Raw genomic sequence first — 19694 nt, 5'->3', positions numbered from 1 at the left:
ATAAACTATAAAACTAAAGTATTATATTGATAAAAATCAACACACAACAACAAACCATTCAAAACTTTTCCAATAAACCCCACTATAAAAAACTATAAACCACTATTTACTCGCACAAATACTTCTTGAGTGTAGTTCATATCTTAAAATCAAAACTCACAGATATTATAAAAGAAATCTCTAAATAAACACTTTAAATTTTTAGTAGTCATAATTCCAAAATGTGGATAAAATTACCATAATTATACAGACCATCAACACTCATTAACAAATTGCTACAAGAAATTGATAATACTATTTTTTCGAATATCTTAAAAAGACTCCACTAATGCAAACTTACTAAAAACTATTAGATTCCTTACAACTTTACAATACGAGGGTTCACATTATTAACAAAACTAAAGTTCATATTGCCATTAGTTCTGACATACTGTTAACTCTAACATTACTAAAAAAACTATGAATATTTTTACTTCTAACAATATTACCCTTACTTCTTTGAGGTTTTGTAGATACAGTTGCACCATCATCATTAGAATTACGCTTATTTTTTTCATCTATCATTTTCTTTAATCTTGATACATCAAGTTTAAAACCTTCAGATAATGGAATAAATTTAGAATCAATAAATCCTAGATCTAATTGTAACTTTTTTTCTTTCCTAAGATAAACATCACATTCCTCAACAATTAAATGTGTAGTACTATACACAACATCATTAAAAATTGCATACTTTGTTCTTTTTAACATAATAGAACCTGCAATTGTATTAACAAAACATGCACATTTTCCAAATTTAGAAATTACAGATCCTTTGTTACTCACTTTACCATTTACTATAATATCACTATTTTTTACAATCACAGTACCAGCAACATTTCCACAGATCTCTACCATACAAGGAACATTTCTATATTCTATAGAATCCTCAACTTCAATCGCTGATCTATCTTGCACATAATTATCAACACTAACCGTAGAACTATCACTTGCAGATTCTTCATTAATCAGAAGACCTCCAGTAACTGACCCTACAATTTTTATTAATTCACCATATGATGATATTACTTTTCCTTTAACATTTCCATACAAAGTAAGATTATTACAAATTAGAATTAACTTTTTAGGAATATCTCCTTTGATAATCATACCACCATAACGAGCACCATCTAACTCAGAACATATTTCATTAGTTTTAAAATATTTTAACGAAATAATTACCTTATTTTTTATCACAAATGAATCAAGATTTTGCTTACTGAAACTTATTGAGTTAAATACTTCAAAAGATTGACTTAATCTTTTAACATCATATACTTGCATTTGATATTTGGACAGTCTACGTATTACATAATCTTTACTGACACCAAAACTTACACCATTTATCTGAGATTTATGCACCAAAGTATGTAAAGATTTTACATAAGAATCTACCCAAGACGCATCTAGTTTTTTAACATGTAAATCCAAATCAGGAATTGAAGTAATCAGGTTATAATATAAAAAGCACGGCTTTAAATCCTCTAAGATAGCAGACTTACAAGCACTAAAACTGTTTTTATTTATTAAAAAATACAAAACCCAATTTAGCAGATTAGATTCTTTTTGCAACTTATCTGTAAATCTTAAATATTGATCTATAGATTTATTTAAACCATCAATCATATCTTTTATAAAATTTTCTAACACTTTATTAGTATGAACTGCATACTGATCTACTAAAGCTACTGGGTCAACCATACATCCACTCACAACTGGAAGATTTTCAGCTGAAACATCTCGTTTATTACTTTGGCAACTCGACGCTTGAGAACTTAGATCTTGTTTGCTAGAAGAAGGATTAGACACATCCATACAATCTAAAGTACCAAAGGAGACAAATTCTTTAATTTGACTACTTAAAGTATTACTTAAATTTACATTATCTTCCGCATTATTATTTCGGCAAGACAACTTCCTTCTAACATACCGTTCTTTCTTTACCAATTTTGCATCTGAGTAACTTCTTGATACAGCACTACCAATTTTTAGTTTATCTTTACTTACTACACTGACACACCTATCACTTTTTTTATCAAATAATTCCTTTGATGATGCACTTTCTTCAATCTTGTTATTACTTTCAACATTTACACAAGAGATAAAATCTTGCAACAACTGCATTTTTAAAAATGCACCACCTCCACAAGGTCTCACAAAGTTTCCATCAACACGCCTATGAGTAACACTAGTATTATCATTACTTAAAACACACTCAATATAAGCTAATGACATATTAGGCAATATATCAACCAAAGCTTCTTTACCCAACTCTGCAGCTAATATTTTGACTAACTGATTCATATCACCTGCCTCTCTAATCAATGTGTCTAATAAATATCTTCTACCTTCCTCACTTTTCATGTATTCTACAATACTATGATTTACATCACTTCTATCAGGGATTCCATCTCTTTTAGTAGTACTATTACTACGAGTATCACCTAACATATCCTTTGGACCTGATACAAAAGCAGGTGTTGTTCCATCAAGTCCACTAGCTTCATGGTCAATACTATAACCGCACACTGCAGGATTATTCTCATACTCACCGCTACGGCATATACTTTGATCACATGTTTTATCTACACTTGCCATTACAGCACATGCTTCACTGGATTTACCAGATTCTTCATAACTCAAGTTATAATCAAGTACTCTATCTCTCTTAGTAGCACTACTACTCTGAGTATCACTTAACATATCTTCTGGACCTGATACAAAAATAGGTATTGTTCCATCAAGTTCACTAGCTTTATATCTAATGTTATAATAATCGTGCATCGCAGAACCATTATTATACTCACTGCCACTGTGCATACCTTGATCACGTGTTTCATTTACACTTGATATTACAGCACATGCTTCACTGGCTTTATCAGATTCTTCATAACTCAACTTATAATCAAGTATTCTATCTCCCTTAGTAGCACTACTACTCTGAGTATCACTTAACATATCTTTTGGAACTGATACAAAAGTAGGTGTTGTTCCATCAAGTCCACTAGCTTCATGGTCAATACTATAATAATCGTGCATCGCAGGATCATCATCACACTTACTGTTACTGTGTACATTTTGATCCCATTCTTTACCTACATTTGACATCGCAGTATATATCTCACTACCACACTCAAGCTCATAATAATGATGTACATCATCACTTTGACCTTGAATCAGTTGATCAGTTGTTTTCTTGAAATTTCCACCATTACCACTATTACATGCAAAAACATCAGAATTAGACACCTCTGACTTAACATGCTTAACATCTGACATTAGATGCATGTCAACAGAATCACTATTTATTTGCTCCTTTGGATTAAATACACGTTGTGTTGAATGAGCTATATTACGGTCACCAAATAATCTTGTACGACAATTTTCACGACTCAATACTCGATTTAAAATTAAAATCCTAACTAGCCTAAGATTACTGTCATTCCGACATATTTGTAATTCTCTATCCAATAATTCTGCTTGCTTATCTTTATTGCATAACAACATTACGTTAAATATACTACGACATTCTATCAACTCACTTAATATGTGTTTCAAAAACATCGTTAAAGTATTAATCTTCAGTTCTACATTGCATTTATTATATAAAACCACCAAATCAGTAGATTTTTCTAAAAGCTCCTTATAGCTAGCCTTTCCCTGTTGCAACCTTAATAAAATAGCATGTATTTGCCCCGTTATAGATAATACAAAATCCATTTGCTCACTAATAAACAACATATTGTCATTAATACTTCTATTTTGTTGTTCACCAACAGCATTTGTTTGAATAGTAGTGTGACTATCATCACATACAACTGTTTGCCATGAAGGCATAGTTGTACTTGTTCTGTGTAACAGTATATTCTCATAATGTAATACAAAAGTTGCGCATGATTGACATAGCGTATCTTTACTAATTACTACATCCGGTATATCCAATTTCAATGTTGGATTATTAACAAGAGTGTTCAAATTATATATGAAAAATCTTAAGTCATAAAAAAAATTTGTAATACAAGAAGAGCATATAGTCTTTAAAAAAAAGGATTCATTTTTTTCTACTAGACTAATAAAACTAAATGTCTCTTCATAATAGGAGAGTAGAACATTATTCAAATTCTCCAGAACATCATGTTGAAGATTAAACACAGAAAAATACTGATCGGCAGTTCTTTGATTAACAGAATCATTTCTCAATGAAACATTACCATTTTCACTATCCTGCGTGCTAGATTCCGGAACAGAAGACAATTTTTTATTACTAGTATCAAAACGTGCTAACATGAGTGCATACCTAAGTTAGTTAATAATTTGATTCTAGTTATTAATATTTTTACCACATACATACAAAAGTCCTCGTCCTTATTTTTCATATAATTCACAAGAGCACTGCCTATAAATTATCTTGAAATAAATCTAACAATAAATTCACATATCTTATCAATATTAGTTAAGCATAATAGCCTCTTGAATATCAGCTTATTTACCATTTTAATAAACACCACAAGATTACATTATTGATAAGAATACTACTTACTTAAATAATTATTTTTAACTATATAGTTAAAAACATTACATGATAGTCTATTATTACAAAGCTAATTTAGGCTATATACAGTAAATATATTTTAACTGCATGAGATCTTACTTAGACCACAATTATCAATAACAAATAATCCAAAATCTCGCTTTTCCATAATATTAATTTATTAAAAATACATTGCAACACTTATAATCAAAACACATTACGATTATGTCATTAACACACAGATGTATAAGTTTCTATGATAAAGCAACACTAATGCTGATTATCAAATGCTTTTTAACCTATACAATACCACTTCATAAGTTTCTCTACATATTTTAATACCAACTAATAAGAAATATGCCACTATATAAATAATAAAAAATAACAAGTCAACATAAAAAATTAATATAATAAGTAAAAATACTAATATCATTTTATAATTTTATGATAATTAATTAAAATAATATGTAATTTTTAATAATATTCATAGAAAACTAAATACTAATACCCTCACAATAAAAATACTCACATATAAGCTCTAACTTTTGCAGAGCATTCACACCAACAATAACAAATCTGATAAAAATATTTATACTTTTAAAAAAGTTCAATATAAAACTTCACTTTATTTACCACTAAAAACTTTCCTTAGCAGTGAATCTCAAGTATAAATAAATTTCTACCATATTAATCAAAAAGCCTACTATGCCAGACTTCTCAATAGAAAATGAAATATCAAAATCAATAAATAAAAAAAATTGCATTATTGTTGGAGTTGATGAAGTAGGATACGGGTCATTAGCTGGCCCTGTAGTATCAGCTGCTTCCTTTTTCTTAAGACATGACAACGAAATAATATACAACATTAAAGACTCAAAAAAACTTACTCCAAAAAAAAGGATAGAGGTCTATAATACAATAACCTCAATTGTAAAATGGAGTATAGGGTTTGCAGATGTATATGAAATAGATCAACACAACATATTAAACGCTACACATCTTGCAATGCAAAGAGCACTTAACGGATTAAATTGCGATATAGACTATGTAATAGTAGACGGAAATAAAGTACCAGATTTACCATGGAATAGAAAAGCCATTGTAGATGGAGATAACATAAGTGTATCAATCGCAGCAGCATCTATAATCGCAAAAGTTACAAGAGATAAACTTATGGAAACATTACATACACAATATCCAGAGTATCAGTGGAATAAAAATAAAGGGTATGGAACTAAACATCACTTAGAATCTTTATATAAATATGGAAAAACTATACATCACAGAAATACATTTGCACCATTACCAGGAATTACCAAACTTTATAGTAAATAAACATAGAATACGATACATTAATAAAAGTTTTAAAATGTAATATTTTACAATCTTTGTATTTAATTAATTCATCTAAAAAATATAAAAATCATATAACGCCAAATTCCATAACAGTATTCAACTGATCTATTAGAAAATTTTATAATATAAACCTGCACATATTTAATTATATAACTTTAAAAAAATATATTCCTATTGTACTAGCTACAAACACTATATTTATGTTTCATTAATCATCAGATTATAAATACTAAAAACCTCATAGTAAAAATAGACAAAGCTAATTGATTCACAAAAAAACCTGAGATGATAAAATTTACAGTGCTGTACTCAATCCAGTTCATATAACATTTACATAAAAAAACATAACATTCATGCAAAATCCTTAACACAATATTTAGTAATTCATCATCAAATCATAAAACAATAGATAATCTATGAAAAGAAGTGTACTGAAAAATTACTATAAATTCTAATTTGACATAAGCTTTTTATAATCCTATTTAAGCTTTAGTGAACTACTAAATGACCTATAATATCATTATACAATGAATAAAATATCCCAAATAAGAAATAAAAAGTAATACTATTAAATTCAACATCCTTACTTTAAAGTACCCAGATAACACATTAATGATACCACCCCACACTGGAATCCAAGAACATAACAAAGTTAATAACATCAATACTAACTTGATATAATAACCTAACCTTCCATAATCATCTTGCATCTTATGATATTCTACACGTGCAAAAATTATCATTCTACCCAATATACAGTTAATAATACCACCTACAACTGTTCCTAATGTTGATACTAAAAGCATTAAAGCATAACTATATCCACCAAAATAAGTCATGATTTTAAATATCAACACTTTGTTTAAAGGCAAAATAAGAGCAGCTACTAAACTATCAATAAATAACAAACTATAAATTTCTATCATTTACAAGACGCACTTTATATATCCCACGGGACCGGTGCGATTTGAACGCACGACCTCCAGATTAGGAATCTAATGCTCTATCCTACTGAGCTACGGCCCCAATATATTTCCAATCATATAGATTATTCATACAATGTAAACAAAATTTCAATTTCCTATTTTTAATCTATACTAGACATTTTATACAATGGATACTCAATTATTTCAGCTACATTACAACATAAACTCTATAGATTATATTAAACAATCTCACTAATATTAGCACCAAATAAGTTAAGATACCAAAATTATGCATCACTTTAAATACAGCAAATATAAAGCTTATAAATCCGCAATAATATTCAAAAATGACAACCATAATAACTTTACATATTCACATAACCTTATCTTTATGCATGATAATCTGTAATTTACACTAAACACAAATTTGAAATAAACATCTTAGAAGTATAGACACTACAAAGAAACTATAATATTTACATACCACACAGAATTCATGAATTATACAATACAGCATTACTGATATTAATATCAAATAATATTAAGATACCAAGTCACCTATATTAACTTCAGATACAACAAGTAAAAACATCCCATGTTATTCACATACTCAATCAACAACTACAAATTATAATTTTTATAGTATCTATATTAATTTTTTTTGTTTTATCACATAACATAATTTTTCTATATCTGACAAGTTATGATTCACACTAAATACAAATCTAAGTCTTGGAGTTTGTACAGTAGGAGGACGTATCGCAATAACAAGAAACCCCTCTTGTTTTAAAACCTGTTGCGCATGCAAAACTTTATTTACACTTTCCATAATCAATAGCACTATATGACTTTCTGGCTCAGCAAGATTTAGATTTTTACAAAAAAACTTCGCTAATTTAATAGGAATATCAGTAACAGATCCACCTATGATATCTAACGCAGCATTTGCAGCTGCAACAACCATTGGAGGAAGAGCAGTAGTATATATAAAAGTTCTAGCTTTATTCTGTATATACTTTATAACAACTTCTGATGCACACACATAACCACCCAAAACACCAGCTGCCTTAGACAAAGTACCAACATATACATCTGAATTAGTACAATGCATTAACCCAAAACTATGTGCACAATCAGTAATAAGCCATGCTTCATATTTTTCTGCTAACTTTTTCAGATGATCAATTGGAGCAATATCTCCATTCATACTATATACTTGCTCAACTATAATAAGACAATGCTTATGCAACTTCCTAAACTCTTTTAATATATTCTCACAATCTTTGTAATCATTATGTTCAAATCTATAGTTCTTAGCACCAGAAAGTTTAATACCATCAATAATAGAAGAATGCACTAATTTGTCAGAAATGATCATATCATGTCTATGTGTCAAAGCAGCAATAACACCTACATTAGCTAAGTAACCACTACTAAACACTAAAGCCATTTCTGTATTATATATTTTTGCCAATTTTTTTTCTAAACATTGATAAATAACATTATTGCCAGTAATCATACGTGAAGCACCAGCACCTACACCATAACTATTCACTGCATTTATAGCTGCTTCCTTTAATAAAGGATGCCCTACTAACCCTAAATAATCATTACAAGAAAAAGAAATCAAGTTCTGATCATTTTGAGCAACAAAGCAACCTGATTCAGATCTAGTGATAGTAGAAAGTTCTCTATATAAATTATTTTTCTTTAAGTTAATAAGTTCTTGATTTAATATCCCATCTAACATATTACTACAGCATTAAAATTCTATCTTCACATTGATAAACCAAATAACATAACTTGAAAGTAGTTTTACAAATATAACTAATTTTTAATGAAATAGGTTTCTATATAACACTTTACTAACATATCAAAATTCTATAATACTACAACCCAATTCTTACTCTAACAGACCAATCAAACAGCTCTAGAGCTAATGATTACAAAGACTTTTATAATTTTCACTTAATAATTTAGTATTTAACACTTTTACGATATATGAAAAACACAAACAATTAAAACTCAATTTTTACTTTACGTAAATCAACTCAACAACTTTAAGTATCTTAATAACCAAAATTTTTATATTAATTCTCAATCAACAATCCATTTTCTTAAACTGTTACGACATATGCAACATACACAATACTAAGATTCATTATTATTCACAAATAAAGCAGACATCTTTAAGCATAACAATAATAGAAATCTTGCGATAGATTTTACTAACAAATTTTGACTTAAAACCACAAATTTTATTTTAAGGAGCTAAATAACATATTTTAAACATGATAACAATAGCAGTACTTTACTAGATTTTACTATTACTCAATTGAAAGTAACCTATAACTAAAATTCTTATTTTAAAAATAAACAATACGTTATAAATATAGTAATAAACATAATGTTTTTCATGTAGACTATTAATTTTTATCACATAAAACACTAATGCAATATCTTCTAATATATGAGAATCCATAATACTAAAAAACTTCTACTTTGAAAATTAAGCAATTGCTGTAGATCATCTATTTTTAATTCAGTACTTTTTTGCCATAATACTGCATATGAAATATAAACTGCATATATCTATCAAAATTTAACAACTATTAAGACACATACTGTTGATTCTCTATCAAATAAACATAGATAACATTAGAAAATACAAGTAGTAAATCACGTTACAGTTACTTATTAATTCACACAGACCAAAAAAATTAAAATTCCTCAACACCAAAAAACTATCTAGTCTGCCCTTTAAAATACTAATAATCAACAATATTATTATTACCTTTTGGCAAGTCATGACCAAAGTTGTTACTATCAGATTGTAACAATGCAGGATCTTGATATTCACTATCATAATACATAGAATAATCTTCCTTATTCAATAAAGACAGTTTCTTTATCTTATTCATTAAGAAACCAGTACCCGCAGGTATTAATCTACCTACTATTACATTTTCCTTTAATCCATATAAAGAATCTTCCTTACCAGAAAATGCTGCTTCTGTTAAAACTTTCGTAGTCTCCTGGAATGACGCTGCAGAAACAAATGAATTAGTATCAAGACTTGCTCTAGTAATACCTTGAAGTATTGGAGCATACTTAGCAGGAGATTTGCCCATCTTTACCATGCTGTTATTGGTCTTTATTACTTCTTCCATATCTATATTCTCTCCAACTAAATACATAGTATCCCCTGGTTCAAATATCTCAACTTTTTGCAACATTTGTCTTAAGATTATTTCTATATGCTTATTATCAATACGTACACCTTGTAGCCTATAAACCTGTTGGATCTCAGAGATCATATAATTTGCCAGTGCTTCAACACCTAAAACACGCAAGATATCATGAGGATCAGGATCACCATCCATTAATAAATCTCCTTTGTGTACAAAGTCACCTTCATTCACAATAGTATGCTTACCTTTAGGCACCAAATACTCAACAGGTGTCAATTTATCATCTACAGGCTTAATAAATATACGTCTTTTAGACCTATAATAATCTTTTCCAAACTCAACATAACCATCAATATCACTTACTATAGCATGTTCTTTCGGACGACGTGCTTCAAATAACTCAATTACTCTAGGCAACCCTCCTGTAATATCTCTAGTTTTTATAGATTCTCTTGGAATCCTTGTTATAACATCACCAGCATGAACTTTTTGCCCATCTTGTACATTTAATACTGCTCCTATCGGTATGAAATAATTTGCTTCTAGTCCATTAGATAATGTAATTATATTACCATTATCATCAACTAAAACTAGTCTAGGTCTCAGGTTAGCACCTTGTAAATGTAATTTCCAATCAACTACTACTCTATTAGAAATACCAGTAGACTCATCTAATACTTCATTGATAGATACACCATCTATTAAATCCATATACTTAATAATACCAGTCTTTTCTGTAATAATAGGCATTGTATAAGGATCCCATTCAGCAATTTTTTCTGTAATTTTTACAAATTGACCATCGTTAACATAAAGTCTTGCTCCATAAGGTATATTATGACGCATTTTTTCATTTCCAACACTATCAAGCAATACTATTTCACAAGATCTACTCATGACAATCTTATTACCATGTTTATCTTCAACAACATTACTATTCACTAATTTTGCTTTAGCATCTAATAATGCTATTAAGTTGGAAGTTTCAACACCTCTCATTGCAGTACCACCCACGTGGAAAGTACGCATAGTTAATTGAGTACCAGGTTCACCAACAGATTGAGCAGCTATCACACCAACAGCTTCACCTATTGACACAACATCACCAATAGCAAGGTCTCTACCATAACATAAAGCACAAATACCTTTTTTAGCTTCACAAGTAAGAGGTGATCTTACCTTCACAGCATCTAATCCTGCTATTTTTATCTTCTCAACTTTAGCTTCATCTATTAATTCTCCAGCTTTAACAAGCAACTCTTCAGTAATAGGGTTATATACATCAACAGCAGCAACCCTTCCAAGTATAATATTATCTAATGTTTCAACTACAGCACCACCTTCAACAACAGACCTTATCGCAAATCCATTGTGTGTTTTGCAATCATATTCAACAACTATACAATCTTGAGCAACATCAACAAGCCTACGAGTCAAGTAACCAGAATTTGCAGTCTTTAAAGCAGTATCTGCTAATCCTTTTCTTGCCCCATGAGTTGAATTGAAATATTCAAACACATTCAACCCTTCACGGAAGTTAGATATTATTGGAGTTTCAATAATCTCACCTGAAGGCTTAGCCATTAATCCTCTCATCCCAGATAACTGTTTCATCTGCGATGCAGATCCTCTAGCCCCAGAATGTGCCATCATATAAATAGAATTCAACTTATTTTCTTCATCATATACAGAAATAGCTTTCATCATATCTTTAGCTATTAGATCAGTACATTTAGACCACTCATCTATTACTTTATTATATCTTTCACTTCTTGTAATTAAACCATCCTGATACTGCACAGCAAACTCTTTTATTTTATCACTAGCATTATCTACATGCATTGTCTTAGTATCTGGGATAATCATATCTTTACATCCAAATGAAATACCAGATTGTGAAGCATACTTAAACCCAAGAGACATTAATTTATCTGAAAATTCAACAGTTTCACTTTGACCACAGTTTCTATATACTAAGTCAACTATTGATGTAATTTCTTTTACAGTCAAAACTTGATTTATTAAATCAAAAGTTAAATTCTTATGTTGTGGAAATATTTGCCATAATATCAACCTACCAGGAGTAGTTTCAATAATTTTAGAATAATATGAAGGCTTATTCCCTTCTACATCATAATTACAATAAGTCATCCTATATTTAATTTTACTACATAGATGGACATCCTTATTGTGTAAAGCATATTCCACATGACTAAAATCACCAAAGAATAAAACTTCATCTTCAGACTGTGCTTGATCTTGTAAAGTTAAGTAATATATACCAAGTACTATATCTTTTGAAGGAACAATTATTGGCTTACCATTAGAAGGACTTAAGATATTATTAGTAGACATCATTAATATTCTAGCTTCAAGCTGTGCTTCTAATGACAATGGGATATGTACAGCCATTTGATCTCCATCAAAATCAGCATTAAAAGCACTACATACTAAAGGATGTAATTGTATTGCTTTCCCTTCTATTAATACTGGATCAAAGGCTTGTATCCCTAGCCTATGCAAAGTAGGAGCTCTATTTAATAATATTGGATGTTCATGTATTACTTCATCCAGAATATCCCAGACTTCTGGTTTTTCATTTTGTATCATCTTATTTGCTAACTTTACTGTTGGCACAATACCATACATTTTCAGCTTAGAACAAATAAACGGCTTAAACAATTCAAGAGCCATTTTCTTTGGTAACCCACACTGATGTAATTTTAAGTTAGGACCTACAACAATTACTGATCTGCCAGAATAATCTACCCTTTTCCCTAGCAAGTTTTGCCTAAAGCGTCCTTGCTTACCTTTTAACATATCACTTAATGATTTCTTGTATCCTACACTTCCTGCTTTATTAGAAACATAACTACGACGTGTACTATCAAAAAGAGCATCTACAGCTTCCTGCAGCATTCTCTTTTCATTACGAATCATAATTGCAGGTGGATTCAATTTTAATAACTTACCTAATCTATTATTACGATTAATAATAGTCCGATAATGATGATTTAAATCAGAAACTGCTGGTCTTCCATTTTCCAAAGAAACTAGCGGTCTTAAATCAGGTGGTAAAATTGGGATAACAGTTAATATCATCCATTCAGGTTTATTACCAGAATTTATAAAATTTTCAACAATACGTAACCTTTTGACTATTTTCTTACGCTTCATTTCTGAAGTTGTAGACTCTAACTCCGTTCTAAGATTTGCATTAATTGCATGTAAATCCAATCGCACCAGCAATTCCCTAATAGCCTCAGCTCCAGTAAGAGCAAGAAAACTATCCTCACCATAATTATCCTTTGCTTGATTGTATGCACTCTCACTTATCACCTCACCCTTAGATAATGGAGTCGCAATAGGGTCAATTACCACAAAATCACCACTATATAGGATACTTTCTATTAACTTAAGTGGCATATCAAGCAATGCACCTATACGAGACGGCAAAGACTTTAGGAACCAAACATGTGCTACAGGTGACACAAGTTCTATATGACCCATTCTTTCTCTACGCACCTTTGAAGAAGTAACCTCAACTCCACACTTTTCACAAATTACTCCTCTATAACGTTTTTTTCTGTACTTACCGCACAAACATTCATCATCATTTACAGGTCCAAAAATTTTAGGACAAAAAAGACCTCCTTTTTCCACTTTAAACGTACGGTAATTAGTAGTAGAAATATCTTTAATCTCACCATACGACATTGCTCTAATGCTTTCAGGACTAGCTATAGATATACAAATCTTATCAAATGATTGTGCAATACTAGTATAGCCATACAAATCCAACATCTTCATATACTACTACCCTTAATTATTAATTGTTTACTTCACTACTTAAGAAATCCTTATCTTGCTTTAAAGCAACATCCAAACATAATGATCTTAACTCTTTCACCATCACATTAAACGACTCTGGTATACCACACTCAAAATTACTATCTCCTTTAATGATAGACTCATAAATTTTAACCCTTCCAACAATATCATCAGATTTAACTGTAAGCATTTCTTGTAAAGTATAAGCAGCTCCATAAGCTTGCAGTGCCCAACATTCCATTTCTCCAAAACGCTGACCACCAAAATGAGATTTCCCACCTAAAGGTTGCTGAGTAACCAATCCATATGGACCTACAGACCTTGCATGTATTTTATCATCAACTAAGTGATGTAACTTTAACATATATATGTACCCTACAGTAACTTTACGATCAAATTTTTCACCAATCCTTCCATCATAAAGATCTACTTGTCCTGAAACATCTAAATCAGCTAATTTTAATAAGTTAGAAATCTGACTATCCTTTGGCCCTTCAAATACTGGAGCTGCCATTGGTACACCACCACGTAACCTTTCTGCAAAAGCCAAAAGGTCCTCATCACTCATAGACTGAATATTATACTTTAAATCTTGTCCATCATATACTTGATCTAAAAAGTTTCTTAAATGAGATATTGTCAATTCATCAATGTTATCTAATATATGACCTATCTTTTTACCCAAGTTAACAGACGCCCATCCAAAGTGCGTTTCTAAAATTTGACCAACATTCATACGAGAAGGTACACCTAAAGAATTAAGTATAATATCAACAGGAGTTCCATCTTCTAAATATGGCATATCTTCAACAGGTACAATACGAGAAATTACACCTTTATTACCATGCCTACCAGACATTTTATCACCTGGCTGCAGATTATGTTTTACTGCAACAAAAACTTTAACTATACACAAAACACCTTGAGGTAAATCATAACCATAATTCAACTTATCTATCTTTTGATCAAACTTACTATGAGCATTTTGAATCATTGAGTCAAATTTTTCCCTTAAGTTATTAATCTGTAACAATACAGTCTCATCAGACAAATTAACATTCCACCAATCTTTTTTTGGAGTAGATTCTAAATAATCATTTACATTCTGATTATTACATTGGACACCAGAATTTACTAAAACCCTCTTTAATTCATCATAAAAATATTCACTAACTACATCAATTTCATAATCTCTCTCTTTTATGAACCCATTAATTTCATTTTGCTTAATTAAGAGAGATCTGTCATTTTCTTCAACACCACGACGTACAAAAACATGAACATCAACTACTGTACCTTCAACATCAAGAGGTAAATATAAAGAAGAATCCACACAATCAAATACTTTTTCACCAAAAATAGTCACTAATAACTTTGTTTCTGGTGGTAAAGAAATCGGTGGACGAGGAGTAACTTTACCAACCAAAATATCCCCAGCAGAAACTTCAGCACCAATGTTCACAATACCAACATCATCTAAATGAGATAAACTATCCTCATTGATATCAGGAACAGATCTCATAATCTTTTCTGGACCAAGTGTAGTATCTCTAACTACACATTCAAATTCTTCTATATGTATTGAAGTAAAGACATCCTTTTTTACAACTTCACTTGAAATAACTATTGAATCCTCAAAATTATAACCCTGCCACGACATGAAAGCCACTAGCACATTTTTACCTAAAGCAAGTTCACCTTGATCAATTGCTGATCCATCAGCTATTACATCATTTGCTTTTACATAATCTCCAGGTTTAACTAAAGGTCGCTGATTAATACAAGTATTATGATTAGAACGTTGAAATTTTCTCAAATTATAAACATCAACACCCAAATACTCATTTTTCTCTTGATCAAAAGCACGAATAACTATATACAACCCATCTACTCTATGAACAATACCTCCACGTTTAGCTAAAACAACTGTACCAGATCCAGCAGCGACTATTGATTCCATACCAGTACCGATCAAAGGAGCATCTGCTTTCAATAGCGGAACTGCTTGACGCTGCATATTAGAACCCATTAAAGCACGGTTCGCATCATTATTTTCCAAGAAAGGTATTAAAGATGCAGCAACTGAAACAATTTGTTTTGGAGAAACATCTATATAATCAACTTCCTCCCTTTTAACCATTACAAAATTTCCATCATGCCTACAATAAAGCATATCATCAACAAACTGATTGTTTTCATCAAGAGTAGCACTAGCATCTGCTATATAATAATTACTTTCTTGCATAGCTAGTAAATACTCAACTTTATCAGTAACAACTCCTTTATCAACTTTTCTATAAGGACTTTCAATAAACCCATGCTTATTAATACGAGCATAGATAGCTAAACTACTAATTAACCCAATATTTTGACCTTCTGGAGTTTCAATCGGACAAATTCTTCCATAATGTGTTGGATGTACATCTCTAACTTCAAACCCTGCTCTTTCTCTAGTCAAACCACCAGGGCCCAAAGCAGACAATCTACGCTTATGTGTAACTTCAGATAACGGATTAGTCTGATCCATAAACTGAGAAAGCTGTGAAGAACTAAAGAAATCTTTTAAAACTGTAGCTAAAATCTTAGGATTTACAAAATCACATGGCATTGCATTATCAAAATTTACAGAAGACATGTAATCCATAATCATTCTTTCAAGTCTCAATATCCCAATTCTAAATTGATTTTCAATAAATTCACCAACAGATCTTACCCTACGATTACCAAGGTGATCTATATCATCAACAGAACCTTCACCATCCCTTAACAGAACTAACTTTTTTATAACATGAATTATATCATCTTTAGTCAATACTGTAATATCTTCACTAACATTTAACCCAAGATGATCGTTTAACTTTATTCTTCCAACAGTAGATAAATCATATCTTTCTTTTTCAAAAAACAATCCATCAAAAAAAGCTTTTATCGTATCCAAACTAGGTGATTCACCAGAACGTAAAACCTTATATATCTCAAAAAGTGCATCCTCATAAGTTACATTTTTATCTAAAAATAAAGTATTTAAAATATATGGACCAACTGTTAGAAAATCTATATTTAAAACAAAGATTTCTTTTATATCAAATAATTCTAACTTATTTATATGTTCACTAGTAATATTCTCACCTGCAGATATAATCAAAGCATTACCACTAGGATCAAACAAATCATTAGCAATAAATAACCCTTGAATTTCAGCAAATGGCACCAAGTACTCTGTAAGCCCATCATTAGCCAACTTTTTAGCCATCCTTAAGGTAATTCTTGTATTAGCTTTCACCAATACATTACCATTGACATCAACTAGATCATGTGATAGCCTAACACCTCTAAACCTATCAACAACAAAAGGTACTATCCACCCTTTCTCACATTTTACATAACGTATCTTATCATAAAAAGTGTTTAAAATATCATTATTAGATAAACCTAAAGCTCTTAAAAGCAAAGAAACTGGTAACTTTCTCTTTCTATCAATACGGAAATAAAGTATATCTTTTATATCAAATTCAAAATCTAACCATGAACCTCTGTAAGGAATAATCCTCGCTGAATAAATTAACTTTCCAGAACTATAAGTTTTTCCTTTATCACTATCAAAAAAGACCCCTGGAGAACGATGCATTTGTGATACTATTACTCTTTCTATTCCATTTATGATAAACGTTCCATGAGGAGTCATTGTAGGAAGATCTCCTATAGAAACTTCCTGTTCTTTTATGTACTTTATACTCTTTTCTGAAGTCTCTTCATCTACTACATACTTTACTTCCTTAAAAGATACTTCCTGTACCTTCCACACTATAAAACGCAACACTATACGTATAGGAACAGAAAATGTAATACCTCTTTTTATACACTCATATTCATCATATTGCGGTTCACCAATACTATAACTGACAAATTCAAGAACAGCCCTACCTAATAAATCCTCTATAGGAAACATAGATTCAAAAATATTCTTTATACCACTCTCAGTATTCTGACCTACACCAATAAATGCATTATATGAATCCCTCTGTATCTTTATTAAATCAGTCAAAGAATCTTTTATATCTATTGATTTAGCATAAGATAACCTAGGAACTGAATTAAAAGAATTTAATACATATTTAGTAGGAGTTACAGAAGAAGACATTAAAATCCCTCAAGATTAATAAATTACAAATAAAAGCTATAAAAAAACTACTTAATAATGACTTTCGCTCCAGCATCTTCAAGTTTTTTCTTAATTTCTTCAGCTTCCTCTTTCTTATACTTTTTACCCTCTATTAATTCTTTCGCACCCTCTTTCTCAACAAATTCTTTTGCTTCTTTTAAACCTAAGTTAGTACATTCTCTTACAGCTTTAATAACAGAAATTTTCTTATCTGCAGCATAACTATCAAAAATAACAGAAAAATCTGTTTTTTCTTCTGCAGCACTACTTTCAGCTTGACCACCCCCTGCTGCTGGAACAGCCGTTAATAAACCACCTTTAGGAAATCCTAATTTTTGTTCCATTTTATCCACTAATTCTGCTGCCTTGCACAAATCTAAGCTACAAATTTGCTCTACCAAACTATCTATATCAACAGTACTCATAAAAATTAACTCCAAATCATAAAAAAACAAAAAAGTATAAAATTAAAATATAGTATCACTCTTTATTACCAAGAGCTTTTAAACATAAAGCCAATCTCACCGGAATATTATAAGATATCATACTCATTATTTGTGCATGTAATTCTCTTAGAGATGGTAAACTAGCAAAGTATAAAACTTTCTCACTGTCCAATATCTCATTGCTATCATATGCACATAATAAACTTATCTTGCTTTTATTATCCTTCATAAATTTTGCAAGAATCTTTGAAATTAATATTATATCATCTGAATAAACAATAAATATGGAACCAAAAAATTTAGCAGATAATTCTTCTCTACCCATTTTTTTTAAAGCAATACGAGATAAGCTATTTTTCACTACCATTAAACCGCTATTAGCCATTTTTAATTCCTTTCTTAAAGAAAAGAAATCATTAGCCACCATACCTTGAAAATTAGCAATTATAAAATACTTAAACTTACTAAACAACCCTTCTACTTTGCTTAAATGCAACTCTTTATCACTACGCTTCACTATCTTTACTCCAACATTAATTATTTAAATTTTCTACTTTAACAGATTTCCCCATAGTCGAAATAACAAATACATCTTTAAAATATAAACCTTTTATAGAAGCAGGCTTACATTGCTTAACTGCATTAATTACTGCATTAAAGTTTTCCAACAAATCCTCAATAGAAAATTTAACATTACCAATTTTTGCATGCACAATACCAGTTTTATCAGACTTAAATCTAATCTGACCAGACTTTATTATTTTAATAGCCTTAGCAAGTTCAAAAGTTACTGTATTAAATTTAGGATTTGGCATTAACCCCTTTGGACCTAATATCTTAGCAATAGAAGAAACTGATGCCATAAAATCTGGAGTAGTAAGACACCAATCTACATCTAACTTGCACTGCTTTTTCTTTACCTCTTCGATCAGCTCTTCATCCCCAACAATATTAGCCATAGCTTCCCTAGCCATTTCTAAATGCCCACCTTTAGCAAACACTGCAACTCGCACTTCTCTTCCTAATCCCTTAGGCAATACAACACATCCCCTAACTTGTTCATCAGACTTTGAACTATTAATATTAAGATTTATTGCAACATCCACAGACTCACAAAAATTAGCTTTAGCAGACTCTATAACCTTTCTTAAACCTGACTCAACATCATAAACTTCATTACTAACCAATGAACTCATATTACTTACCCTACTA

9 protein-coding genes and 1 tRNA gene are annotated in these 19694 nt (G+C 30.4%); 1 reads left to right on the top strand and 9 read right to left on the bottom strand.

Features of this window, described 5'->3' with window-relative positions; translation table 11 throughout:
• Window positions 1–405 precede the first annotated feature (405 nt).
• Complete coding sequence (locus tag ECAJ_RS00920) at window positions 406–4326, bottom strand: hypothetical protein (RefSeq protein ID WP_011304303.1); 3921 nt, start codon at window positions 4324–4326, stop codon at window positions 406–408.
• A gap of 949 nt (window positions 4327–5275) precedes the next feature.
• On the opposite strand from ECAJ_RS00920, the gene ECAJ_RS00915 reads away from it, so the two are divergent.
• A complete protein-coding gene (locus tag ECAJ_RS00915) occupies window positions 5276–5905 on the top strand; it encodes a ribonuclease HII (protein ID WP_011304302.1) in 630 nt (209 codons plus the stop codon).
• Between the two features lie 530 nt (window positions 5906–6435).
• Here the strand turns inward: ECAJ_RS00915 and ECAJ_RS00910 are convergent.
• The 8 genes from ECAJ_RS00910 to rplA form a co-directional block, all read right to left on the bottom strand.
• Complete coding sequence (locus ECAJ_RS00910; RefSeq protein ID WP_011304301.1) at window positions 6436–6852, bottom strand: hypothetical protein; 417 nt, start codon at window positions 6850–6852, stop codon at window positions 6436–6438.
• Between the two features lie 26 nt (window positions 6853–6878).
• A tRNA-Arg gene (locus ECAJ_RS00905) sits at window positions 6879–6952 on the bottom strand.
• A gap of 546 nt (window positions 6953–7498) precedes the next feature.
• Window positions 7499–8602, bottom strand: a complete 1104-nt coding sequence (locus tag ECAJ_RS00900; protein ID WP_011304300.1) for an aminotransferase class I/II-fold pyridoxal phosphate-dependent enzyme — start codon at window positions 8600–8602, stop codon at window positions 7499–7501.
• A gap of 1018 nt (window positions 8603–9620) precedes the next feature.
• Window positions 9621–13853: a DNA-directed RNA polymerase subunit beta' gene (gene rpoC / locus ECAJ_RS00895; RefSeq protein ID WP_011304299.1), complete on the bottom strand. Its 4233-nt coding sequence runs from the start codon at window positions 13851–13853 to the stop codon at window positions 9621–9623.
• A gap of 19 nt (window positions 13854–13872) precedes the next feature.
• A complete protein-coding gene (gene rpoB, locus ECAJ_RS00890; RefSeq protein WP_011304298.1) occupies window positions 13873–18015 on the bottom strand; it encodes a DNA-directed RNA polymerase subunit beta in 4143 nt (1380 codons plus the stop codon).
• A 47-nt stretch (window positions 18016–18062) separates the two neighbouring features.
• Window positions 18063–18461 (bottom strand): 50S ribosomal protein L7/L12, encoded by a 399-nt coding sequence (rplL, locus tag ECAJ_RS00885; RefSeq protein WP_011304297.1) that lies wholly within the window; start codon window positions 18459–18461, stop codon window positions 18063–18065.
• 55 nt (window positions 18462–18516) lie between these two features.
• The gene (gene rplJ, locus ECAJ_RS00880) at window positions 18517–18999 is read right to left on the bottom strand and encodes a 50S ribosomal protein L10 (protein WP_011304296.1); all 483 of its coding nucleotides are present in this window, start codon (window positions 18997–18999) and stop codon (window positions 18517–18519) included.
• 16 nt (window positions 19000–19015) lie between these two features.
• Window positions 19016–19678 carry a 50S ribosomal protein L1 gene (rplA, locus tag ECAJ_RS00875; protein ID WP_011304295.1) on the bottom strand — a complete coding sequence of 221 codons (663 nt, stop codon included), beginning with the start codon at window positions 19676–19678 and terminating at the stop codon, window positions 19016–19018.
• Window positions 19679–19694 lie beyond the last annotated feature (16 nt).

It is taken from the genome of Ehrlichia canis str. Jake, from assembly GCF_000012565.1.
GTDB lineage: Bacteria > Pseudomonadota > Alphaproteobacteria > Rickettsiales > Anaplasmataceae > Ehrlichia > Ehrlichia canis.
This window is presented reverse-complemented; position numbering and strand designations above follow the sequence as displayed.

What these genes read in the sequence shown, in the direction of transcription:
- ECAJ_RS00920 (WP_011304303.1), bottom strand. Translation starts at nt 4,326, where the DNA reads ATGTTAGCACGTTTTGATACTAGTAATAAAAAATTGTCTTCTGTTCCG.
- ECAJ_RS00915 (WP_011304302.1), top strand. Translation starts at nt 5,276, where the DNA reads ATGCCAGACTTCTCAATAGAAAATGAAATATCAAAATCAATAAATAAA.
- ECAJ_RS00910 (WP_011304301.1), bottom strand. Translation starts at nt 6,852, where the DNA reads ATGATAGAAATTTATAGTTTGTTATTTATTGATAGTTTAGTAGCTGCT.
- ECAJ_RS00900 (WP_011304300.1), bottom strand. Translation starts at nt 8,602, where the DNA reads ATGTTAGATGGGATATTAAATCAAGAACTTATTAACTTAAAGAAAAAT.
- rpoC (WP_011304299.1), bottom strand. Translation starts at nt 13,853, where the DNA reads ATGAAGATGTTGGATTTGTATGGCTATACTAGTATTGCACAATCATTT.
- rpoB (WP_011304298.1), bottom strand. Translation starts at nt 18,015, where the DNA reads ATGTCTTCTTCTGTAACTCCTACTAAATATGTATTAAATTCTTTTAAT.
- rplL (WP_011304297.1), bottom strand. Translation starts at nt 18,461, where the DNA reads ATGAGTACTGTTGATATAGATAGTTTGGTAGAGCAAATTTGTAGCTTA.
- rplA (WP_011304295.1), bottom strand. Translation starts at nt 19,678, where the DNA reads ATGAGTTCATTGGTTAGTAATGAAGTTTATGATGTTGAGTCAGGTTTA.